This is a genomic window from Plantactinospora sp. BB1 (genome assembly GCF_003030385.1).
Lineage (GTDB): Bacteria > Actinomycetota > Actinomycetes > Mycobacteriales > Micromonosporaceae > Plantactinospora.
This window is the reverse complement of the sequence record NZ_CP028159.1, coordinates 7,881,728-7,903,767: the sequence shown is the minus strand read 5'-3', so window position 1 is coordinate 7,903,767 and position 22,040 is coordinate 7,881,728. Positions and strand designations below refer to the sequence as shown.

Genomic DNA, 22,040 nt, shown 5'->3' with positions numbered 1-22,040 from the left:
CGACGTACCGGTGTGCCCATGCCGGTCCACGGTCGCGGCTTGGCGGGAACGGCGGCCCCCGGGCGGAGATCCACCCCGACGGCATCTGGCGCGACGGCGAGCGCCCTGCCTGTACGCAACTGTTCAGGACGGGAGTGCACGACCATGTCTTCCACCGACCATCCACATCCGCCCCGCCGGCCGCTGGCCGGTCGAGCCCCTTCGAGACGACGGCGGTGGGCCTCCGGTGCGGCGCTGCTGCTGGCCGCCACCACGCTCCCGGCGGTGATCGCCCCGGCCACCCCCGCCGCGGCACACCCGATCAACGCCGCCGACTTCCAGCAGGTGACCCTGGCCCGGGGCGTCGCCGAGGTGGGCGAGCCGATGACCATCGCGGTGCTGCCGGACCGCTCCGTGCTGCACACCGCCCGCAACGGCACGCTGCGCCGCACCGACGCGGCCGGCAACACGGCGGTGCTCGGCACGCTGCCGGTCTACACCCACGACGAGGAGGGGTTGCAGGGCGTCGGCGTCGACCCCGGCTTCGCCACCAACCGGCAGATCTACCTCTATTACGCCCCGCCGCTCTCCACCCCGGCCGGTGACGCGCCGGCCACCGGCACGGCGGCGCAGTTCGCGCCCTTCGCCGGGGTCAACCGGCTCTCCCGGTTCACCCTGAACGCCGACTTCACCCTCAACATGGGCAGCCAGGTGACGGTGCTGGACGTGCCGGCCGACCGGGGGATGTGCTGCCACGTCGGCGGCGACATCGACTTCGACGCCGCCGGCAACCTCTATCTCTCCACCGGGGACGACTCCAACCCGTTCGAGTCCGCCGGCTACGCGCCGATCGACGAGCGGACCAACCGCTATCCGGCGTACGACGCACAGCGCTCGGCCGGCAACACCAACGACCTGCGGGGCAAGATCCTGCGGATCAGGGTGAACGCCAACGGGACGTACTCGATCCCGAGCGGGAACCTCTTCGCGCCCGGCACCGCGAACACCCGGCCCGAGATCTACGCGATGGGCTTCCGCAACCCGTTCCGGATGAGCGTCGACAAGGCCACCGGGCACGTCTACGTCGGCGACTACGGCCCGGACGCCGGCTCCACCAACGCCAACCGGGGCCCGAGCGGGCAGGTCGAGTTCAACCGGGTCACCTCGCCCGGCAACTACGGCTGGCCGTACTGCACCGGGACGAACACCAGCACCGAGACGTACAACGAGTGGACCTTCCCGGACGGGCCGAGCGGGGCGAAGTACAACTGCACCGGCGGGCCGACCAACAACTCGTTCCGGAACACCGGCCAGTCCACCCTGCCGGCCGCCCGCCCGGCCTGGATCCGGTACGCCGGTGACGCCGGCACCCCGCCAGCCTTCGGCGGCGGCTCGGAGTCGCCGATGGCCGGCCCGGTCTACCGGTACAACGCGTCGAACCCGTCGGCCACCAAGTTCCCGCAGTCCTTCGACGGCCAGTTCTTCGCCACCGAGTTCGGCCGGGGCTGGATCAAGCCGATCCACCTCAACACCGACGGCTCGCCCGGCACCATCGACACCTTCCCCTGGGTCGGCAAGCAGGTGATGGACTCGGCGTTCGGGCCGGACGGCTCGTACTACGTGCTCGACTACGGCACCGGCTACTTCAACGGGGACGCCAACTCGGCGCTCTACCGCTTCGACTACGTCGGCGGCGGCAACCGGGCCCCGATCGCGGTGGCCAGCGGCAACCCGACCTCCGGGGTCGCCCCGCTGACCGTCAACTTCTCCTCGGCCGGCTCGTCCGACCCCGAGGGCGGGGCGCTGAGCTACTCCTGGGCGTTCGGCGACGGCAGCACCTCGACGGCGGCGAACCCGACGAAGACGTACAGCGCGAACGGCACGTACACGGCGACACTGACCGTACGCGATCCGGCCGGCGCCACCGGCACCGCCAGCGTCACCATCGGGGTCGGCAACACCGCGCCGACGGTGACCATCACCGCCCCGGCCGCCGGGCAGCTCGTCGCCTTCGGGGACGCGGTACCGTTCTCGATCACCGTCAGCGACCCGGAGGACGGCACGATCGACTGCTCCCGGGTCAAGATGAACTACGTCCTCGGGCACGACAGCCACGGCCACCTGATCACCACGGCCACCGGCTGCTCCGGCACCATCACCATCCCGGTCGACGGCGAGCACGACGACGCGGCGAACATCTTCCCGATCTTCGACGCGGAGTACACCGACCGGGGCGGGCTGACCACGCACAGCCAGCACGAGCTGACCCCGAAGCGCCGGCAGGCCGAGCACTACGAGACCTCGTCCGGGGTGAACAAGTTCGCCAAGACCGCCGCCGAGGGCGGCCAGACCGTCGGTGACATCAACAACGGGGACTGGATCGCCTTCACGCCGTACCGGCTGGCGAACGCGACCTCGTTCAGCGCCCGGGTCTCGTCGGCCGGGGCCGGCGGCACCATCCAGCTCCGGGCCGGCTCGGCCACCGGCGCCGTACTCGGCAGCGCCACCGTCCCGGTCACCGGCGGCTGGGACACCTTCACCACCGTCACCGGCACGATCAGCAACCCGCCGGCCGGCACCACCACGATGTACCTGACCTTCGCCGGCTCCGGCACCGGCGCCCTCTACGACGTGGACGCCTTCACCGTCAACACCGGCAGCTCCGGTGGGGGCGGCGGCACCGGCCCGATCGTCGGGCTGGCCGGAAAGTGCCTGGAGATCGAGGGCGGCGGCACCGCCGACGGCAGCCAGGCGCAGATCTGGAGCTGCACCGGATCGGCTCACCAGACCTGGACCCGGAACGGCCAGACCCTGCGTACCCTCGGCAAGTGTCTGGACGTCTCCGGCGCCGGCACCGCCAACGGCACCAAGATCCAGCTCTGGACCTGCAACTCCACTGCCGCCCAGAACTGGGCCCCGCAGGCCGACGGCTCGCTGCGCAACGCCGGCTCGGCCAAGTGCCTGGACGTCTCCGACAACAGCTCCGCCGACGGCCAGAACGTGCACCTCTGGGACTGCATAGCCGGCGCCGCCAACCAGAAGTGGACCCTGCCCTGACGTAGCCCGGACGGGCGCCCGTCCGGCACCGGCGGGCGCCCCTCCCCACCGCCCTCGACAGGAGAGCGACGATGCGACTGTTCCGCAGCAGCACCCGGAAGACGATCCGTCCCAGCCTCGCCATCGCCACCACCGCGCTCGCGGTGCTGGCCTGCACAGTGCCGGCCGGCCCGGCCAGCGCCGCCGACGCCCCCTACGACGTGCTGGTCTTCTCCAAGACCGCCGGGTTCCGGCACGACTCGATCGCCGCCGGCACCCAGGCGATCCGCGAACTCGGCGCGGCGAACAACTTCACCGTGACCGCCACCGAGGACGCCGCCGCGTTCACCACCGCCAACCTCGGCCAGTACGAGGTGGTGGTCTTCCTGAACACCACCGGCGACACCCTCAACGCCAGCCAGCAGAGCGCCTTCGAGTCGTACATCCGCAGCGGCAGGGGGTACGTCGGGGTGCACGCCGCCGCCGACACCGAGTACGACTGGCCGTTCTACGGCAACCTGGTCGGGGCGTACTTCGCCTCGCACCCGGCCATCCAGCAGGCCAACGTCAAGGCGGTGGACCGGGGCCACGCGGCAACGGCCCACCTGCCGCAGACCTGGACCCGCACCGACGAGTGGTACAACTACCGCACCAACGCCCGGTCCACCGCCCGGGTGCTGGCGACCCTGGACGAGTCGTCGTACTCCGGTGGCGGGATGGGGGCGGACCACCCGCACGCCTGGTGCAAGTCGTACGAGGGTGGCCGCTCCTTCTACACCGGCGGCGGGCACACCCAGGCGTCGTACGCCGAGCCGGCGTTCCGGGCACACCTGCTCGGCGGCATCCGGTACGCCGCCGGCCGCAGCAGGGCCGACTGCCGGCCCGAGTCCGGCTACAGCACCCTCTACAACGGTTCCACCACCGGCTGGTCCCAGGCCGGGCCGGGCAGCTTCACCAACGCCGACGCCACGCTCACCTCGGTCGGCGGCATGGGCCTCTACTGGTACAGCGCCAAGCAGTTCAGCTCGTACTCCCTGAAGCTGGACTGGCGGATGGCCGGCGACGACAACTCCGGGATCTTCATCGGCTTCCCGCCGTCGTCCGACCCCTGGTCGGCGGTGGACAACGGCTACGAGATCCAGATCGACGCCACCGACGCGGCCGACCGGACCACCGGGGCGGTCTACACCTTCAAGTCCGCCGACATCGCGGCCCGGGACGCCGCGCTCAACCCGCCCGGCGAGTGGAACAGCTACGAGCTGCTGGTCGAGGGGGAGCGGCTGCGCATTTACCTCAACGGTGTGCTGATCAACGACTTCACCAACACCAACCCGGTGCGGTCGCTGGCCGGGCACATCGGCATCCAGAACCACGGCACCGGCGACGACGTCTCGTTCCGGAACATCCGGATCAAGGAACTCGGCGGCGGCCCCGGCCCGGACCCGGGCCAGAACACCACGGTCCAGGCCGAGGCGTTCACCGCGCAGAGCGGGGTCCAGGTGGTCGGCAAGGCCGGCGCCAACGGCGGTTCGACGATCGGGTACCTGGACCCGGGCGACTGGGCGGCCTACAACGGGCAGAACCTGACCGGCGTCACCTCGCTGCGGGCCCGGGTCGTCTCCGGCGGTGCCGGCGGCACCCTCCAGGTTCGGACCGGTTCGCAGACCGGCCCGGTGCACGGCACCGCGACGATCTCGAACACCGGCGGCTGGGAGAGCTACGCCGAGGTGAGTACCGCGCTGACCGGGCTGCCGTCCGGCACCGGGAACCTCTACCTCACCGTCGCCGGTTCCGGCACCGGACTGTACGACGTCGACGAGTTCACCCTGGTGCGCTCGACGAGCGGCGGCGGCGGTTCCGGGACCGGGCCGGTGGTCGGGCTGGCCGGCAAGTGCCTGGAGATCGACGGTGGCGGCACCGCCGACGGTACGCAGGCACAGATCAACACCTGCGTCGCCAACTCGGCCCGGCAGACCTGGACCCGTACCGGCCAGACCCTGCGGGCGCTCGGCAAGTGCCTCGACATCTCCGGCTCGGGTACGGCGAACGGCACCAGGATCCAGCTCTGGACCTGCAACTCCACCGGGGCGCAGAACTGGGCCGCCCAGGCCGACGGCACGCTCCGCAACCCCGGCTCGGGCAAGTGCCTGGACGTGTCGAACAACAGCTCGGCGGACGGCCAGGACGTACACCTGTGGGACTGCGTCGCCGGCGCCGCCAACCAGAAGTGGACGTTGCCCTGAGCTGAGCGGGTGGCGGGCGGCGCGCCATCCCCACCACCCGCCCAGCGCGACCCCGCCACCCGCCGGCAAGGGAGACGGATCGGCCGCGAACAGTGCACAGGGTCGGAACGTCTCCGCCCCGCCTTCCGGGTCCGCGGATCCGGAAGGCGGGGCTTCCTTGCGCCGGGCGGCACGGCCTAGAGTGGTCGTGGCGATCCTCGGTGATGGCCGGCGACCAGGCGGGAGGCGCAACCCGCCCGGCTCGGGTGCGGCTGCGCACGTGCCGACCACACCGCCGGGGAGGTTCCCGCCACCGTTCCGGACGGCCACCCTCGCCCCGGTCCACCGGCGCCGCCTGCGGCGCAGTCGCGAATCCCGCGTGACCAACAGGGAGAAAGACCATGGCGCGACCCATCACGCTCTTCACCGGCCAGTGGGCCGACCTACCGTTCGAGGAGGTGTGCCGGCTCGCCTCGGAGTGGGGCTACGACGGGCTGGAGATCGCCTGCTGGGGTGATCACTTCGAGGTCGACAAGGCGCTCGCCGACGACTCGTACGTCGACCGCAAGCGCCAGACACTGGCCAAGTACAACCTCAAGGTCTGGACGATCTCCAACCACCTGGTCGGGCAGGCCGTCTGCGACCACCCGATCGACGAGCGCCACCAGGACATCCTGCCGGCCCGGATCTGGGGCGACGGGGAGCCGGAGGGGGTCCGGCAGCGGGCCGCCGAGGAGATCAAGGACACCGCGCGGGCGGCGGCGAAGCTCGGCGTCAAGACCGTCGTCGGGTTCACCGGCTCGTCGATCTGGCACACCCTGGCGATGTTCCCGCCGGTCCCGCCGTCGATGATCGAGAAGGGCTACCAGGACTTCGCCGACCGGTGGAATCCGATCCTCGACGTCTTCGACGAGGTGGGGGTGCGGTTCGCGCACGAGGTGCACCCGAGCGAGATCGCGTACGACTACTGGACGACCCGGCGGACCCTGGAGGCGATCGGGCACCGGCCGGCGTTCGGGCTGAACTGGGACCCGTCGCACTTCGTCTGGCAGGAACTCGACCCGGTGAACTTCATCTTCGACTTCGCCGACCGGATCTACCACGTCGACTGCAAGGACGCGAAGGTGCGTACCGGGGACGGGCGGCGGGGCCGGCTCTCGTCCCACCTGCCCTGGGCGGACCTGCGCCGGGGCTGGGACTTCGTCTCGACCGGGCACGGCGACGTGCCGTGGGAGGACTCGTTCCGGGCGCTGAACGCGATCGGCTACGACGGCCCGATCTCGATCGAGTGGGAGGACGCCGGGATGGACCGGCTGGTCGGGGCGCCCGAGGCGTTGCAGTTCGTCCGCCGGCTCGCCTTCGACGCCCCGAGCGCGGCCTTCGACGCCGCCTTCAGCAGCAAGGAGTGACCCGTCGGCGTCGCCGGCCCGCACCGGCCGGCGGCTAGCCAGGCTCCGTGCACGGCGAACGGCGCGGGGCCGACCCGATCCCGGGTCGGCCCCGCGCCGGTCACGCGGTGTGGTGCACTGCTCAGAAGGTGGTGCCGTTCGCTCCCGTCGCCGCCCGGGAGGCGGGGGCGGTCGTCGACGACTTCGTACCCGTTCCCGCCTTCGTGCTCGACCCGGACGTCGTGCTCGACCCGGAGGCCGTACCCGATCCGGTTGCTGCCGTGCTCGATCCGGTCGCCTTGCCCGACCCCGACGTGCTGCCCGACCCCGACGTGCTGCCTGACCCGGACGTGCTCCCCGACCCGGCGGTCGCGTTCGTGCGACCGCTGTCGTCGGTGTCCGACTCGGACGAGCTGCCGTTGCCCAGGGCGATCTTCTCGCCCAGCCTGGTGTTGCTGAGCCGGTCCTTGCCCTCGGTGTACAGCCGGGAAGCCTGGGCCTGAGCAACCCCGGCCGCCTCCTGCACCGTCGGGTGGTCGAGAACCTGCCGGCCCTTGAGAACCAGCTCCTCGTACCTCTCCCGGCCCGCGCGGGCGCCCAGGACGAAGCCCACAGCCAGCCCGCCGACGAACCACAGCTTTCCGCGCATGACGGCTCCTCTCCATGTTCTGACGCGGTCAGCGCCCCCGGCTTCCCGTTGGGCGACCGTGTCGCGCCTGCGTCGTCTGTCCCCAGGTCCCTACCCATCCTCCACCGATGTCATGCCTGGTTGTGGCCCCCGTGCCGTTTTGTCCAGATAACTGGCCCGGCGCACCTCCGGCGATAACCCGGTAGCCCGACACCCCCGCCCGTCCTGTACTCTTGTCCCGTCGCACGGCACCGGAGAGATCCAGTGCCGGCCAATGCGATCCCCCGTAGCTCAATTGGCAGAGCAGCCGGCTGTTAACCGGCAGGTTTTTGGTTCGAGTCCAAACGGGGGAGCTTTCCCAACATCCCGCCCGTCGGCCCCGCCGACGGGCATCGTCATATCTGGGGTCCGTCCGGCCTCCGGCGCCCGCCGGCCCACGGTGGCGGTCGCTCCTCGTGACGCACCGCGCCCGGACCGGCGGTGCGGCGGCCGGGCGGCGCGGACGTGGCACGGGACGGATGGGTGGGAAATGGCTGGATCGCGGCGCCGGGCCGCCCTGCTGCTCGCCGCCCTGCTCGCGGTCGGCTGGCTGGCGGTGGGTGCGCTGTCGACGCCGTACCCGGGCAGGCTCAGCGAGGTCGCCACCAACGACAACGCCGCGTTCCTGCCCGAGGACGCCGAGGCGACCCGGGGCGAACGGCTCGCCGCCGGATTCGTCGAGCGGCCGACCATTCCGGCGCTGGTGGTCTACGCCCGGGACAGTGGTGTCACCGAGGCCGACCGGCAGCGGGTCGGCGCCGACCTGGCCAGGTTCGCCGCCGTGCCGGGGGTGGTGGCGCCACTGCCGCCGCCGATACCGAGCACGGACGGCAAGGCGCTCCAGGTGATCGTGCCGATCGACAACGCCGAGGACGACCGGACCCGCGAGGTGGTCGGCGAACTGCGCCGGATCGCCGGGCACGGCGCCGATGCCGGCCAGGTCGTCGTGGTCGGTGGCCCGGCCGGAATGCTCGGCGACCTGATCGAGGTCTTCTCCTCGATCGACGGGCCGCTGCTGCTGGTCACCCTCGGGGTGGTGTTCGTCATCCTGCTGGTGGTCTACCGCAGCCCGGTGCTCTGGATCGTCCCGCTGATCGCCGCCGGCCTGTCGTACGCGCTCGCCGCCCTGGCGGTCTACTTCCTGGCCAAGAACGACGTGATCACGCTGAACGGCCAGGCCCAGGGCATCCTCACCGTGCTGGTCTTCGGGGCCGGCACCGACTACGCCCTGCTGCTGATCGCCCGCTACCGCGAGGAGCTGTGCCGGCACCACGACACCGCCACCGCGATCCTCGCCGCCTGGCGGGGCGCCGCACCGGCCATCTTCGCCTCCGGCGGCACCGTCATCGCCGGGCTGCTCTGCCTGCTGCTCTCCAGCCTCAGCTCCAACCAGGCCATGGGACCGGTCGCGGCGGTCGGCATCGGCGCCACCCTGGTGGTGATGCTGACCTTCCTGCCCGCGCTGCTGCTGCTCGGCGGGCGGTGGGCGTTCTGGCCCCGGTCGCCGTACGTCGCGCACGCCGCGACCGTCGGCCGGCTGTGGAAACCGGTCGCGCACTTCGTCGCCCGCCGGTCCCGGCTCGTCTGGGTGGTGACCACCCTGGCCCTGATCGCGCTCGGCTTCGGCCTGACCCAGCTCGGGGCCACCCGGCTCAGCCAGTCCGAACTGTTCACCAACAAGACCGACTCGGTCCTCGCCCAGGAGGTGATCGACCGGCACTACCCGGGTGGGTTGGGCAGTCCGGTGACCATCTTCCCGCTGGCCGGCGCGGCCGACCGGGTGGCGGCGGCGGCCCGCACCGTACCGGGGGTGGCCGAGGTCCGAGCCGTCCCGGCCGGCGACCCGAACGCGACCGGTTCGGAAGCCGCCCCGGGCGCCCCGGGTGCCCCCGCCGGGCCGGGTCCCTCCGGTGGGCCGGGTGCCTCCGGTGGGCCGCCGAAGGTGGTGGACGGCCGCGTCCAGCTCCAGGCCACCCTGACGGCGCCGGCCGACAGCGCCGAGGCGGAGCAGACGGTACGCGAGCTGCGCGTCGCCGTACACGGGGTGCCGGACGCGGACGCGGTGGTCGGCGGCTCCGCCGCGATCGGCGTGGACACCGCCGACGCCAACACCCGGGACCGGAACGTGATCATCCCCTCGGTACTCGGGGTGATCGCGGTGATCCTGGCCCTGCTGCTCCGGGCCCTGCTCGCGCCGATCCTGCTGATCCTCACCGTGGTGCTGTCGTTCCTGGCCACCCTCGGGCTCTGCGCGTTCCTCTTCCGGTACGCCTTCGGCTTCCCCGGCGTCGACGCGTCGTTTCCGCTCTTCGCGTTCGTCTTCCTGGTCGCGCTCGGCATCGACTACAACATCTTCCTGATGAGCCGGGTCCGGGAGGAGTCGGTGCACCGGGGCACCCGGTCCGGGGTGCTGCGCGGGCTGGTGGTGACCGGCGGAGTGATCACCTCGGCCGGGTTCGTGCTGGCGGCGACCTTCTCGGCACTGGCGGTACTGCCACTGGTGATCCTGATCGAGCTGGGGTTGGCGGTCGCGCTCGGCGTCCTGCTGGACACCATCGTCGTACGCTCGCTGCTGGTGCCGGCGCTCACCTACGACATCGGGCCGGCGGTCTGGTGGCCGTCCAAGCTGTCCCGGATCCGTGGCCATCCGGAGACCCATCCGGAGACCCAGCCGGAGTCGCGGTGAGCGGCGTGACCGAACTGCCGGCACAGACCGACGTGGTGATCGTCGGTGGCGGATTGGCCGGGCTCGCCGCCGCCCGTCGACTGCACCGCGCCGGTACGCCGTGGCTGCTGGTCGAGGCCGCCGAGCGGCTCGGCGGCCGGGTCGGCACGGAGGCGGTGGACGGCTACCTGATCGATCGCGGCTTCCAGGTGGTGAACACCGGGTACCCGCGGCTCTCGGCGCTGGTGGACCTGACCTCGCTGGGACTCGGCTACTTCACCCAGGGCGTACTGGTGCGCCGGGGCGAGACCCTGCACCGGATGGTCCACCCGCTGCGGGACCCGTTCGGCGCGGCCCGTACGGTGCTGACCGGCCTCGCCGACGCGGCCGGGCTCGGGCGGCTCGGAAACGTACCGGCGGGCCACGATGTCGACCGGGTCGTCGGCGGGCGGCTCGCGGACGTACGCCGGATCAGTAGCGTCGGACGGGCCACGGACCGACTCCGGCTGGCGGCGCTGGCGGCCCGCTGTGCGAGCCTTCCGGTGGACCGGCTGCTCGCGGCCCCGGAGTCCAGCACCGAGACAGCGCTGCGCCGGGCCGGACTCTCCGACCGGATCGTCGAGGAACTCCTCCGGCCGTTCCTCTCCGGAGTCTTCGGCGAGCGGGAGCTGCACACTTCCAGCCACGTCTTCGCGATGATCGTCCGGTCGTTCGCCCGGGGCCGGATCGGGCTGCCGGCCGGCGGGATCGCGGCACTGCCCGAGGCGGTCGCCACCCCGCTGCCGGAGTCGCTGATCGCGCTCGGCGTCTCCGCCACGTCGCTGCGGCCCGGACTGGTCCGCACCTCGGCCGGGGCGGTCCGCTGCCGGGCCGTACTCGTCGCCACCGACCCGGGCACCGCGACCGCCCTGCTGCCGCCGCTGCGCCGGATCCGCATGCAGAGCCTGACCACCTACTACCACTCGACGGCCGAGCCGCCGCTGGCCGAGCCGATCCTGCTGCTCGACGGGGACCGGCGGGAACTGGTCGCCAACACGGTGGTGGTCAGCCACGCCGCGCCGACGTACGCCCCGGCCGGGCGGCACCTGGTGGCGACCTCGGTGGCCGGGCCGATGGTGCCGCCCGAGCCGGTGGTCCGGGCCGAGCTGGCCCGGCTCTACGGCCGCCCGGTCGACGACTGGGAGCACCTGACCACCGTCCCGGTGCCGGAGGCGCTGCCGGCCGCGCCGGCACCGCAGGGGCGGCTGCGCAAGCCGGTGGCGTTGGGGGAGGGGATCTTCGTGGCCGGGGACCACCGGGCAAGTCCCTCCGTGCAGGGTGCCCTGGCCAGCGGCTGGCGGGCGGCCGGCGCCATCAACGGGTACCTGCGCGGTTGACCTCCCCCTGCCGGGCGCGGACCCGGCCGCCCGCTCGGCGTCGCCGCGATGTCGATCCCGATTGGTATCCTCGCCGTGCCGGAACCGTCGGGGCGGTGCCGAACCGGCGAGCGATCCGGTGGGCCGGAGAGGGCTGACTCGATCTTCACTGGTGGGCGCCGCATGTCGGTGGCCGGTCGACGCCGTGCCGGGTTACTATCCCGGCGCCCGTTGCGGGGCGGTAGCTCAGCAGGTTAGAGCAGGGGACTCATAATCCCTCGGTCGCGGGTTCGAGTCCCGCCCGCCCCACAAACTGCGGACCGAACGCGGTCCGAGACGCAGGGGTACGTATCCAGGGAATCGCCGAGGGCCGGGCGTGAGCAGGCCGTGGCAGGCTTGACGAGTACATCGATGTCCGTTAGACCGTGTGGGGAAGACTCCTACCGGTCGATGGAGGACAACGTGGTGCCACACCGGATCGCTGTCACGGTGCTCACTGCCGGCCTGCTGCTCGGCGCTGGCGCCGCTCCGGCACATGCCGCCGCCGCTTCGCCGGAGGTGACGAAGGGGCCCTGCCAGTACACCGAGACTCCGGACGAACCGGCGGCACGACCGGTGCCGCTGCCGCGCGATCCCCGGCACACGCCCGACCGGGGCACGGTGACGACCGCCCTGATCACCAACCTCGGCCTCATTCCGCTGACCCTCGACCGCGCGCAGGCGCCATGCACCGTGCAGAGCTTCCTGCACCTGGTACGGCACAGGTTCTACAACCGGACCATCTGCCACCGGCTCACCACCTACCCGACGCTGAAGGTGTTGCAGTGCGGCGACCCGTCGGGCACGGGCTCGGGCGGCCCCGGGTACCGGTACAGGGACGAACTGCCGACGGACCTGCCGCCCGCGCCCACCGACCCGACCGGCGAGCGGAAGGTCTACGCCCGTGGGGTGCTGGCGATGGCCAACGCCGGTCCGGACACCAACGGCAGCCAGTTCTTCCTGGTCTTTGCCGACTCGGCGCTGCGCCCGAACTACACGATCTTCGGCAGTGTCCGGCCGCTCGGGCTGCGTACCCTGGACCGGGTCGCCGCGGGCGGCGTGGCGCCGACGGCCGAGGACCCGGCCCCGGTCGACGGCGCCCCGGCCCTGCGCACGGAGATCTGCCTGGCGATCTAGCATCCACGAGGCAAGATCCGTCTATCTGGATGACGTTCCGGGCCGGATCCCGCCATCGGGGCTGCTTCAGCAGGCGGAATCGCGCCAGTGGCCCTCGATGGGCGGGGTAGGCGAGGGGGTGGGGGCAACGCCGCTTCCGTTCCAGAAGGTGATGGTGACCGGAAAGCTCACGGACGTCATCTTGTTGTTCACCACGTATCCCCGGTCGCCGAGGGGCTGCGGCGGCTGGCCGACGACGACCAGCCAGGTGCGGCCCTGCTGGACGAAGAGCAGCCCGATCGCGTCGTTCTCCGGGTCAGGGTGCTGCATCATGACGCTGGTACAGGGGCCGATGTCGGCGAGGTCCCACCCGCCGTACGAGTCGACGGTGGCCCGGCCGTCCTTCACCACCCACTTCAGCTGGCGTTGATTCGTCCAGTTCAGGAGATACACCGAGTCCGCCACGGCGGTCGACATGTTCTGGATCTGGATCGCGTCTCCGTCGTACGGGTTGAGGGCGCTTCCCTTCGGCACGGTCCAGATCGCGACGCTGGAGGGATCCCGGTACTGCTCCTGCCTCTCCGCCGTCAGGTAAGCCTTGCGGGCATAGTAGAAACCCCAACTCGTGACGATGGTCGTGACGACGACCATCACCAGGTTGATCATCCCTTGGTGCCTGGTGAAGAAGCCCCCGGCCTCGCTCGACCTCTGCCGTTCGGGGGCAGCCGACTCGTCCGACGTCGGCTCCGTTGGTGGTGTCGCGTCTCCGTCAGCCACAGCCGGATGGTCGCGTATCGGCGCAAGCGGGCGAGTGGAGCGCCGTGGACCGCCAGCCCGGTCACCCCTCCCACGCACGGCTGCCTATCGAGCCTCTGGGTTCGTCGCCTGCTTCCAACGCAGCAGCGCGCTGACGATGATGAACAACGTCAGCAGCAGAAGCGCACCGCCGACGACATAGGCGGCGATGTTCCCGTCGGCGCTCAGGATCAGCAGGATCGACCCCACGGCCACCAGCGCCGAGACGACGACCAGCAGCACCCCGCGGACCTGCATGGCCGTTCGACCAACCGGCATGCCTGCCTCCTCGTTACCGTCGTCACCCGCTGAAGCCGCGCCGCCACGCCTGACGTCCTGCGGGGCGTACCTGATCAGGCCGAGCGCGAAGAGCCCGAACGCCAGGGCCATCAGCGCCCAACCCGGCGCTGGACCGAACGTCCCGGTGAGTCGGCCGAGGTATCCCACCGCCAGCAACACGAGGAAGAGGCCGACGCAGAGGTACCACATCCCGGCGTCGCGCGGCCGCCTCCACGACATCCGCGTCGGCGCGGGCGGACGACCGGTGCGCAGTATCCAGAGTCCGTAGCCGGCGAGGATCAGGCCGCCGGCACCGGAGCAGACACTCCACCATCCCGGTACGTCCACGCTCGACACCTACCCGCAGGCCACCAGCCACAACCCTGTACGGACGAGGGCAGGTGCGGCCCCGTCGGGACCGCACCTGCCCTGTCGACTCGTACCGTGCCGCTGACCAGGGTCAGCGTCGTACCGTCCGACGTCGGCGGCTCAGGTAGAGGAACGCCATGCCGGCGATCAGCAACGCGACGCCGACCCCGATGAAGGCGATCGTGTTCGTACCGGTGAGTGCCAGACCGCCGCCACCGCCGGACGCCGCCTTCTCGGCGTTGTCCTGGGCGGGCGGTGGGGCCTGGGCGGCGTTCGCCCCGCCGGCCGGCGACTCCTCGGCCGCCGACTCGGTGGCCGGAGTGGTCGGCCGGGCCGCGCCGGCTGCCGGCTTCTGCGGGGCCGGCTTCTGTCCGGCCGGTTCCTGCCCGTTGTCCGGCTGCTCCGGCCGGTCCGGCTCCTGCTCGGGGGCGTCGCCGCCGGGCTGCCCGGCCGGTGGCTGCTGACCACCGGGGTTGTCGGCGGGCGGCTCCTCGTTGCCGGGCTGTTCGGCGGGCGGCTGCTCGTTGCCGGGGTTGTCGGCCGGCGGCTGCTCCCCGCCCGGGTTGCCGCCGGCCGGTCCCTCGTTGCCGGGGTCGTCGGCCGGTGGCTGCTCCCCGCCGGGCTCCTCCGCCGGTGGCTCCTCGTTACCGGGTTCCTCGGCGGGCGGTTCCTCGGCCGGCGGTTCCTCGGCGGGCGGCTCTTCGGCGGGCGGCTCTTCGGCCGGCGGTCGCACCAGGATGCGGACCGAGTCGAGCGCGGGGATCTGGTTGGCACGCACCATCATCGGAATCCGGTGCGAACCGTCACCGGCCCACGACGAGCACTGGGCCAGGCCGGCGGTGGGCAGGCCCGGCACCTCGATGATCACCGAGTCCGGTTCGTCGCCGCCCTTGCCGTCCTCCGTGGCGACGAAGAACGCCGGCACCGGGGCCGGGTCGACCGCCTCGCTCGTGCTGGTGAGCATCCGGCAGGCGGTGTGGAAGTGCCCCCGGACCAGACCCTCCTCGGTGAGCAGCGAGGATTCCAGGTAGTAGCCACCCCGCCCGGCCGGCAGGAACCGGTCCCGGACGAGGTTGCGGGTGCTCACCACGAGCCGGAACGGCTGTCCCGCGCGTACCGTCCGGGGCGCCTGGGTGATCAGCAGGGTCGGGTTCTGCTCCGCGCTACCCACCTCGCCGAAGGCGGTCGCCACGCAGCGGCCGCCGTCCTGGAAGCCGGTGTGCGCGGGAAGGTCGCTCGCCTCGCAGTCGTCGCCGAGGGCGTTCAGGCCGCCGCCGCCCGGAGCGGCCCCGCCGGGAGTACCCGACGGCGTGGCCGGGGCGGTCGACGCCGGACACTTCTCGGCGGACGCCGGTGGCGACGCCTCGCCGGTCGCGTCGTTCCCGCCGGCGCCGGGAGTCTCGGACGCGCCGGCGCCGGGACTCTCGGATCCGCCGGCAGCCGGCGGCGGCGAACCGGGCTCGCAGCCGGGGGCCGCTTGCCGGGTCTCCGCGTTGGAGATCTGTGTGACACCGACCAGGCCACCGAACACGGCGAGAGCGGCGGCCACGGCGAGGAGGCGGCGGCGCTGGCCCGAACCGGTGGAGGCGCGACCGCGGTGCGACCGTCGCATGTGTATGAAACCTCCCGAAATCATGCGCTGCGGCTCGGACCGGTGGGGGTTCCGGCTGCCGTGCAGGACGACCGTCTTCCGATCGCTGGCGACCCGACAACGCCCGTAGGTCGAGGTCGGTGCCGCGTGGGCCGTCCTTACGCCGCACGCACACCGTAGGGACCGCGCCGTCGCCTGGCCAAACGCGGCGGGCGGAAATGCGGGTTTCTTGAACCAGAGATAATGGAAACTTATGGTCCAGCCGCCTCGACCGGGTCGACCGGTCAGCAGCCGCCGTTCGGTCGGCCGGGCCCGTCCGGCCTGGTCTCGCCGCCGGGCGCGAGTTCGGCTACGGTGATCAAATAGTGTTCTCGACCCGTCGCCGAATCCTGATCGCCGTGCCGGCCGCCCTGCTCGCCCTCGGCGCGGGGCTGTTCGCCGTGCTCCGGTTCACCGAGGACCGGCCCACCGAGCCGGCCGCCACCACCCGGGTGGTCCAACCCGGAGCGCCGGGTCAGGCCGGCCGTGCCCTCTCGCCGGCTGAGCAGTCCAAGTTGCCGCCGCCGCCGGCACACACCGAGGCCGACGTCCAGTTCATGCAACGGATGATCGCGCACCACGCGCAGGCCCTGGAGATGACCGCACTGGTCGCCGACCGCGCCGAGAACCCCGAGGTGTCGCTGCTCGCCGGCCGGATCCAGACCTCGCAGCGGGACGAGACCGCGCAGATGGAGCGCTGGCTGACCGAACGCGGCGCCGAGGTGCCCGGCCCGCACACCCACCACGCCGGGCACGAGGCGCTGATGCCGGGCATGCTCACCCCGGAGCAGCTCGGCCAGTTGCGGCAGGCCCGGGGTCGGGAGTTCGACCGGCTCTTCCTCGACTTCATGATTCGCCACCACAACGGGGCGTTGACGATGGTGCAGCAGCTCTACGCGGCCGGCGGTGGGCTGGAGCCGGCGACCGACCGCTTCGCCCGCGAGGTCAACGCCGACCAGGCGATCGAGATCAGGAGCCTGCGGGAGCTGCTGGCCAAGCTCTCCGGCTGAGACCACCGGCGACGACGGACCGGCCGGCGACGACGGACCGGCCGGCCGGACCGGCGCCGGTCCGACGCCGGGCCGGCGGGTCCGGGCCACGGGCCGGAGGATCCGGGTACGGGGGAGAGCCGCAGAACCCGGCACTGCCCCCGAAACGCGCCGAGGGCGTGCCCGGCCGGAACTCCGACCGGACACGCCCCTGGCGGCGGTGCCTACCGTGGGTCAGTCAAGACTGGCGCACTGGCCGGCGACCGGTCCCCGGACCGTGTTGGCCGCACCGAGGTTGATCGGCGCCGGTGAGTTGCCGGTGCAGCTCAGCGGGCCACGTACGGTGCTGTCCGCGACGATCGGCTCGACCGTCCCGGTCCGGTTCGAGGTGAGTACCGCCGGCCCGGAGATCTCCGTCTCCACGATGGCGGTGCTGCCCTTCGTACCGGTGATGCTCACCGGCCCGCGCACCGTGCTCCGGTAGAGATGCACGGCGGCCGCGTTCGACGCCGACACCGGTCCGGAGATCGACGAGTCGAGCGCGAGCAGCGAGGCACCCGGGCGGACCGTGACCGGGCCGGAGACGGTCGCCCCGGTCAGGCAGGTGACGCCGGTGACCGTCAGCGGTCCGTTGTGTCGCTTGCTGACGGTCGAGGTGCAGGTCCGGGCCAACTGGTCGAAGCGGGCCCGGGCCGTCGCGAAGCTCGGCGTCCAGGTGGTCCTGGTCTGGTGCTGCGCGTTGAACTCCGGCAGCCGCACCTCGCGGGCGGCGGCGATCTCGGCCGCGCTCAGGTCCTTGCTGGGCTTGAGGCCGAAGACGTCGAAGCCGCGGGCGATCTCACTGCCGTAGACCTGACCGTTGTACCAGTACGCCGACCAGAAGCCGCCGAGCATGATGCTGGTGGGGCTGATCGGTCCTCGGTCGAAGTACCCGATCTCGCGCGGGTTGGCCGAGTCGGTGAAGTCGAGCAGCGAGATGCCGCCCTGGTACCACGCCTGGGCCAGGATGTCCCGCCCCGGCACCGGGATCAGCGAGCCGTTGTGCGCGACGCAGTTCTCCTGGAGCGTCTGCGGTACCGGCAGCTTGTAGTAGCTGGCGAACCGCATCTTCCGGTCCACGATGTCGAAGATCGCGTTGGCGCCCCACTGCGGCTGGTCCGTCGTCCGGCACCGGGCACCGGTACCGCCGCCCCACTCGTCGGTGAAGATGACCTTCTTGCCGTCGTTGCTGAGCGTCGCAGAGTGCCAGTACGCGAAGTTCGGGTCGGAGACCTCGTCGATCCGTACCGGGTTGACCGGGTCGGAGATGTCGATCAGGATTCCGTTGCCCTCACAGGCGCCCGCCGCCAGGCCGAGTTCCGGATAGGCGGTGATGTCGTGGCAGGCGTCGGTGACCGGCGACGGGCTCCAGCCGCTGCCCGACGGGTGGGTCGGGGCCGGCGGGGTGTTCTGCAACCCGTCGACCGCGCCGGTCTGCGGGTTCGCGAAGAGCCGGGGACCGCTGACGATCGCGGCCTGCTCGGGGGCGGCCACCGGGACCTTGATGACGTCGATCCGCCAGCGAGCCGGGTCGTCGCCGGCCGCCGGGGTGTTGTTGCAGCCGGCCATCGTGCTCGCCGGGCGGACACCGGCGGTGCCGGAGACGTACACGTAGACGTTCGCGCTGTCGTCCGGGTCGGTCACCAGGGTGTGCGTGTGCGAGCCGCGACAGGTCTGCACCGCCGCGACCTGCACCGGGTTCGCCACGTCGCTGATGTCGAAGACGCGTACGCCCTGGAAACGGGTGCCGGCCGCCGGGTTTGTACCGCAGTCGAGCCGGCCCCGGGTCTCCTCGACCGACATGAAGAGCAGATCGCCGTGGACGCTGAGGTCGCCCTGTCCACCCGGGCACACCACACTGGTGACCAGTGCCGGGTTGGTCGGCCGGGAGATGTCGTAGATGTTGAAGCCGTTGAAGTTGCCGATGAAGGCGTGGTCGCCGCCGAAGGCGAGATCCGATCCGGCGTAGCCGAAGTCACCCGGGTTGGCCGGGTTGACGAAGCCCGCCGGCTTGTCGAGGTGGGCCAGCAGTTCGAGGTTGCTGCTCGCGCTCTGCGCGTCCAGCCATCCGGCGCCGAGGCCGATCCGTGGGTCCGGCGCGGGTTCCTGGCCCGACGCCGTTCCCGGCAGCAGGGAGACGAGGAGTACGGCTGCCGCCGCCACGCCGACGATCCGGCGTCTCCTGCCTGGTGTGCGTTCCGACCGATAGGTCATGCGTATGTCCTCCGTGCACGATGCCCCAGGTGGTGGCGACGTGCGTCGGGGCGCGTGCACGCCGCGGTAGTAAGGACCGTACCGCGTTTGGCCCCGAAAAGATCATGGAAATATTCGCGCGGGACGCGAAAACCGTCGACAACCAGGGCCGACCGGCCGACCCGGTCGAGCCGAACCGCCGATCGACCGTCCCGACCTCGCCACCGTGCCGTCCCGACCTCGCCACCGTGCCGTCCCGATCCCGCCACCGCGCCGTCCCCAGTGGAGCGGCCGGCCGCCGGGGATCGGGCCGTACCGCTATCCGGCGGCCGGGTCGCCAGGCGCCGCCGGTACCTCGTCGAGGCGGCCGTGGCCCGTCCGGGACCGAGGAATCTGGTCCAGCAGGAACGTTTCGAGCCGGTCCCAGGCGGACTGCAACAACTCCGCCGGATCCTCGGCGGTCATCATGTCGCGCCCGGAGACGAAGGCGCTGCGGGTGAAGTACTCGCCGTTGGCGACGTAGCTCAGCTTGAGTACGGTGTGCCGACCGTGGGACTGGAGCGTCGGGACCAGCACCGGTCCCGGGAACGGCGTCCGGCAGTGCGGGCAGAGGTGGCAGGGAGCGCCGTCCCGCCGCCCGTCCAGCGGTACGCCGTGCCGGTCGCAGCGCCGGCACAGCCGCTGCCACGGCTGGCTCGGGGCGCCGCCGAGCCGGGCCGGCCCGATGGCCCGGGGCGCCGGGGGCGCTCCGGCTCGGCCGGGGAAGGCGGCCTGCCACGGCCCGGCGTACGGCGTGGCGCGGCGGGGATCGCCCAGTTCCCGTTCCAGCCGTCGCCAGATCTCCCGGATCCGTCCGACCACCTGCTCGGGCACCGGCCCCGAGCGGATCTCGACCGGGTCGTCGAGGTCCCGGCCGACGTACCGGTGCCCGTCGTCCAGCCGCAGGTGCCAACTGCCGGGCCGGCTGGCCCGCTCGAAGATCTGCGCCCGGTACGGGCCCTCGTACCAGGTCTCGGTGCGGGGACCGACCAGGTCCTCGTCGTCACCGGCGGTGACCAGGTCGGGGCGCCATCGCATCGGTGTCGCCAGGTGGCCGGTTTCCCGGGTGTCGGTGTCGTCGCCGACGTGGCTGGGTCGGCAGTCGTCCGAGCAGTACGCCGAGCCGTCGGCGGGTGCGGCGCCGCAGGGGCAGAGACCGGACATGGCCCGGTCGATCCGGTCGAGCAGGTTGGCCATGAGATCGCCGCCTCGGTGCGGGTGTACGCGCTCGGCTACCGCCGGTCGCAGACTCAACACATCCAAGAATATCGCTATCGCAGCGGACCCACGCGGTCGTTCCGACAACCCCGGCCAACCCGACCGGCCCGGTCAACCGGCCAACCCGGCCAACCGCCCGACCCGCCCCCGCACCTCCGGCCGCCCGGCCCGCCCCCGCACCTCCGGCCGGCCGAGCCGGGCTGCCGGCGCGCTATTCCGCGCGGTCCTGGGGGTACCAGCGCAGCTCGACGGTGTTGCCGTCGGGGTCGGAGACGTAGATCGACATTGCCTCCCCGCGCGCGCCGAACCGGCCGACCGGCCCCTCCAGGACGGTGAAGATTCCCGACGCGATCACCTCGGCCCAGTCCAGCGGCTCCACGACCAGGCAGATGTGGTCGACGTTCGACTCGCCCCGCCGGCCCTGCACCAGGTCGATGATCGTCTCCGGGGTGACCCGGGCGGAGGGGAACGGCACCTTGCCGGCCCGCCACTCGTCGACCCGGACCGGTGCCAGGCCGAGGGTGCCGCAGTAGAAGTCCAGGGCGCGTTCCACGTCCTGCACGGTGAGTACCAGATGGTCGAACGCCTTCACCCGCACCGTCGTCACCTCGTCTCCAGTTCGCCGGCCCGGCGCAGCCAGCCGGTGAAGAGCGCCGGGTCGATCTCGTCCACCGTGTGCAGTTTCACCGCTGCCATCCGGCGGGCGCCCGGGACGAGCCGCCCGGACGGGTCGGCCAGCTCCTGCCCCCGCCAGAACCCGAAGGTCAGGTACGACCGGTACGCCTTGACCAGGCAGACCGGCCGCTGCCCGGGTCGGTCGCCCAGGCTCCAGGTCGGGTGGCCGTGCCACATCCCGGCGGTCGCCTCCGGCAAGCCTGCGTCGACGATCGGCCGGAGCTTCTCGCCGGTCTCCCGCAGCGGTGCGTCGAGACCGCGCAGGTAGTCGGTTATCTCGGTGGTGCCCATGTTCCTCCTGTCGACCACGCCGGTCCGCTCCGCCCCGGCGTGCTGGCCGAAATCCGGCCCCGTTGGTGACGCCTCTTACGATCCGCCCCGCGCTGACGGGGACCAAGCCGCGATCGGGCTACGATCGTTGAACCAGATTCAACGATGGGCGCCGACGTGCTGGAACGACACGAGATCGAGACCTTCCTGACCCTCGCCGAGGAGCTGCACTTCGGGCGTACCGCCGAGCGGCTCCGGGTCACCACCGGGCGGATCAGCCACGTGGTGAAGAAGCTGGAACGGCGGATCGGCGCGCCGCTGTTCGAGCGCACCAGTCGGGTCGTCCGGCTGACCCCGATCGGGCGGCAGTTGGCCGCCGACCTGACCCCGCTGGTGGCCGGGATCGACGACGCCGTACGCCGGGCCGTCGATGCCGGCCGCAACGTCAGCGGGCGGCTCCGGGTGGCGTTCCTGGGTGAGGGGACGGCACCGCTGCTGCTCAGGGCGGTCAACCTCTTCACCGAGCGCCACCCCGGGTGCGAGGTCGAGGTGCACGAGGCGCAGCTCGCGAACACCCGGTCGAGCCTGCTGGACGGCTCGGTCGACGTGCTGATCGCCTCGTACCCGTTCGACGGCATGATGAACGGCCCGGCGCTGCTGCGCGAGGGGCGGGTCCTCGCGGTCGCCGCCGACCATCCGCTGGCCGGCGCGCCGTCGGTCTCCCTGGAGGTCCTCGCGGAATATCCGGTGGTGCAGTATCCGGCGGTCACCTCCGCCCAGTTCAAGCGCGACCGTACCCCCGAGCAGACCCCGTCGGGCCGGCCGGTGCCGAAGGGGCCGGTCGGGAAGAGCTTCTCCGAGATGCTCTCGCTGGTCGCGCTCGGCCGGGGCGTCCTGCCGGTCGGCGAGCACAGCCGGCGCTACTATCCGCGCCCCGACCTCGCGTACGTGCCGATCTCCGACGCGCCACCCATCGAACGCGGCCCGATCTGGCTGGCCACCAACACCACCGCCCGGGTCCGGGAGTTCGTCCGGGCCGCCGTCGACGCCAACCGACCGACCCCGCCCGGCTGACGG

16 protein-coding genes and 2 tRNA genes are annotated in these 22,040 nt (G+C 72.1%); 11 read left to right on the top strand and 7 right to left on the bottom strand.

From position 1 onward, the window contains the following. Positions 1–144: 144 nt before the first annotated feature. The 9 genes from C6W10_RS34710 (at position 145) to C6W10_RS34670 (ending at position 12,488) form a co-directional block, all read left to right on the top strand. Positions 145–3,036 (top strand): PQQ-dependent sugar dehydrogenase, encoded by a 2,892-nt coding sequence (locus C6W10_RS34710; protein ID WP_107263224.1) that lies wholly within the window; start codon positions 145–147, stop codon positions 3,034–3,036. Between the two features lie 71 nt (positions 3,037–3,107). Beyond that, entirely contained in the window at positions 3,108–5,258 is a 2,151-nt protein-coding gene (locus C6W10_RS34705) for a ThuA domain-containing protein (protein ID WP_107263223.1), read from the top strand. Positions 5,259–5,638: 380 nt separating this feature from the next. After that, positions 5,639–6,646 (top strand): sugar phosphate isomerase/epimerase, encoded by a 1,008-nt coding sequence (locus C6W10_RS34700; RefSeq protein WP_101367472.1) that lies wholly within the window; start codon positions 5,639–5,641, stop codon positions 6,644–6,646. Between the two features lie 131 nt (positions 6,647–6,777). After that, positions 6,778–7,128, top strand: a complete 351-nt coding sequence (locus C6W10_RS38160) for a hypothetical protein (protein WP_199853801.1) — start codon at positions 6,778–6,780, stop codon at positions 7,126–7,128. A gap of 405 nt (positions 7,129–7,533) precedes the next feature. Next, a tRNA-Asn gene (locus tag C6W10_RS34690) sits at positions 7,534–7,606 on the top strand. A gap of 176 nt (positions 7,607–7,782) precedes the next feature. Further along, the gene (locus C6W10_RS34685) at positions 7,783–9,978 is read left to right on the top strand and encodes an MMPL family transporter (protein ID WP_107263222.1); all 2,196 of its coding nucleotides are present in this window, start codon (positions 7,783–7,785) and stop codon (positions 9,976–9,978) included. Positions 9,979–9,992: 14 nt separating this feature from the next. Beyond that, positions 9,993–11,333, top strand: coding sequence for an FAD-dependent oxidoreductase (locus tag C6W10_RS34680; protein WP_107264524.1), 1,341 nt, complete (start codon positions 9,993–9,995; stop codon positions 11,331–11,333). A gap of 214 nt (positions 11,334–11,547) precedes the next feature. Then, positions 11,548–11,621 (top strand) — tRNA-Ile (locus C6W10_RS34675). 141 nt (positions 11,622–11,762) lie between these two features. Then, complete coding sequence (locus tag C6W10_RS34670; RefSeq protein ID WP_107263221.1) at positions 11,763–12,488, top strand: peptidylprolyl isomerase; 726 nt, start codon at positions 11,763–11,765, stop codon at positions 12,486–12,488. 66 nt (positions 12,489–12,554) lie between these two features. On the opposite strand, the gene C6W10_RS34665 is transcribed toward C6W10_RS34670, so the two are convergent. The 3 genes from C6W10_RS34665 to C6W10_RS39565 form a co-directional block, all read right to left on the bottom strand. Beyond that, a complete protein-coding gene (locus C6W10_RS34665) occupies positions 12,555–13,133 on the bottom strand; it encodes a hypothetical protein (protein WP_107263220.1) in 579 nt (192 codons plus the stop codon). Between the two features lie 195 nt (positions 13,134–13,328). Beyond that, a complete protein-coding gene (locus C6W10_RS34660) occupies positions 13,329–13,889 on the bottom strand; it encodes a hypothetical protein (RefSeq protein WP_159104874.1) in 561 nt (186 codons plus the stop codon). A 112-nt stretch (positions 13,890–14,001) separates the two neighbouring features. Beyond that, complete coding sequence (locus C6W10_RS39565; RefSeq protein ID WP_107263218.1) at positions 14,002–15,522, bottom strand: LPXTG cell wall anchor domain-containing protein; 1,521 nt, start codon at positions 15,520–15,522, stop codon at positions 14,002–14,004. 344 nt (positions 15,523–15,866) lie between these two features. On the opposite strand from C6W10_RS39565, the gene C6W10_RS34650 reads away from it, so the two are divergent. Next, on the top strand, positions 15,867–16,550 hold the full coding sequence (locus C6W10_RS34650) for a DUF305 domain-containing protein (RefSeq protein ID WP_107263217.1): 684 nt from the start codon (positions 15,867–15,869) through the stop codon (positions 16,548–16,550). 213 nt (positions 16,551–16,763) lie between these two features. Here C6W10_RS34650 and C6W10_RS34645 read toward each other — a convergent pair whose 3' ends face one another. From C6W10_RS34645 to C6W10_RS34630, 4 genes are all read right to left on the bottom strand, one after another. Next, the gene (locus tag C6W10_RS34645) at positions 16,764–18,782 is read right to left on the bottom strand and encodes an LVIVD repeat-containing protein (protein WP_199853800.1); all 2,019 of its coding nucleotides are present in this window, start codon (positions 18,780–18,782) and stop codon (positions 16,764–16,766) included. Positions 18,783–19,079: 297 nt separating this feature from the next. After that, positions 19,080–19,997 carry a hypothetical protein gene (locus tag C6W10_RS34640; protein WP_107263215.1) on the bottom strand — a complete coding sequence of 306 codons (918 nt, stop codon included), beginning with the start codon at positions 19,995–19,997 and terminating at the stop codon, positions 19,080–19,082. A 232-nt stretch (positions 19,998–20,229) separates the two neighbouring features. Further along, on the bottom strand, positions 20,230–20,625 hold the full coding sequence (locus C6W10_RS34635) for a VOC family protein (protein ID WP_199853799.1): 396 nt from the start codon (positions 20,623–20,625) through the stop codon (positions 20,230–20,232). Next, entirely contained in the window at positions 20,622–20,984 is a 363-nt protein-coding gene (locus C6W10_RS34630) for a DUF1801 domain-containing protein (protein WP_107263214.1), read from the bottom strand. Before C6W10_RS34630 ends, C6W10_RS34635 begins: the two co-directional genes overlap by 4 nt. Positions 20,985–21,140: 156 nt before the next feature. On the opposite strand from C6W10_RS34630, the gene C6W10_RS34625 reads away from it, so the two are divergent. Then, positions 21,141–22,037: a LysR family transcriptional regulator gene (locus C6W10_RS34625; protein WP_107264522.1), complete on the top strand. Its 897-nt coding sequence runs from the start codon at positions 21,141–21,143 to the stop codon at positions 22,035–22,037. Positions 22,038–22,040 lie beyond the last annotated feature (3 nt).

What these genes read in the sequence shown, in the direction of transcription:
- C6W10_RS34685 (WP_107263222.1), top strand. Translation starts at nt 7,783, where the DNA reads ATGGCTGGATCGCGGCGCCGGGCCGCCCTGCTGCTCGCCGCCCTGCTC.
- C6W10_RS34665 (WP_107263220.1), bottom strand. Translation starts at nt 13,133, where the DNA reads ATGATCAACCTGGTGATGGTCGTCGTCACGACCATCGTCACGAGTTGG.
- C6W10_RS34670 (WP_107263221.1), top strand. Translation starts at nt 11,763, where the DNA reads ATGGAGGACAACGTGGTGCCACACCGGATCGCTGTCACGGTGCTCACT.
- C6W10_RS34700 (WP_101367472.1), top strand. Translation starts at nt 5,639, where the DNA reads ATGGCGCGACCCATCACGCTCTTCACCGGCCAGTGGGCCGACCTACCG.
- C6W10_RS34640 (WP_107263215.1), bottom strand. Translation starts at nt 19,997, where the DNA reads ATGGCCAACCTGCTCGACCGGATCGACCGGGCCATGTCCGGTCTCTGC.
- C6W10_RS34630 (WP_107263214.1), bottom strand. Translation starts at nt 20,984, where the DNA reads ATGGGCACCACCGAGATAACCGACTACCTGCGCGGTCTCGACGCACCG.
- C6W10_RS34710 (WP_107263224.1), top strand. Translation starts at nt 145, where the DNA reads ATGTCTTCCACCGACCATCCACATCCGCCCCGCCGGCCGCTGGCCGGT.
- C6W10_RS39565 (WP_107263218.1), bottom strand. Translation starts at nt 15,522, where the DNA reads ATGCGACGGTCGCACCGCGGTCGCGCCTCCACCGGTTCGGGCCAGCGC.
- C6W10_RS34645 (WP_199853800.1), bottom strand. Translation starts at nt 18,782, where the DNA reads ATGACCTATCGGTCGGAACGCACACCAGGCAGGAGACGCCGGATCGTC.
- C6W10_RS34705 (WP_107263223.1), top strand. Translation starts at nt 3,108, where the DNA reads ATGCGACTGTTCCGCAGCAGCACCCGGAAGACGATCCGTCCCAGCCTC.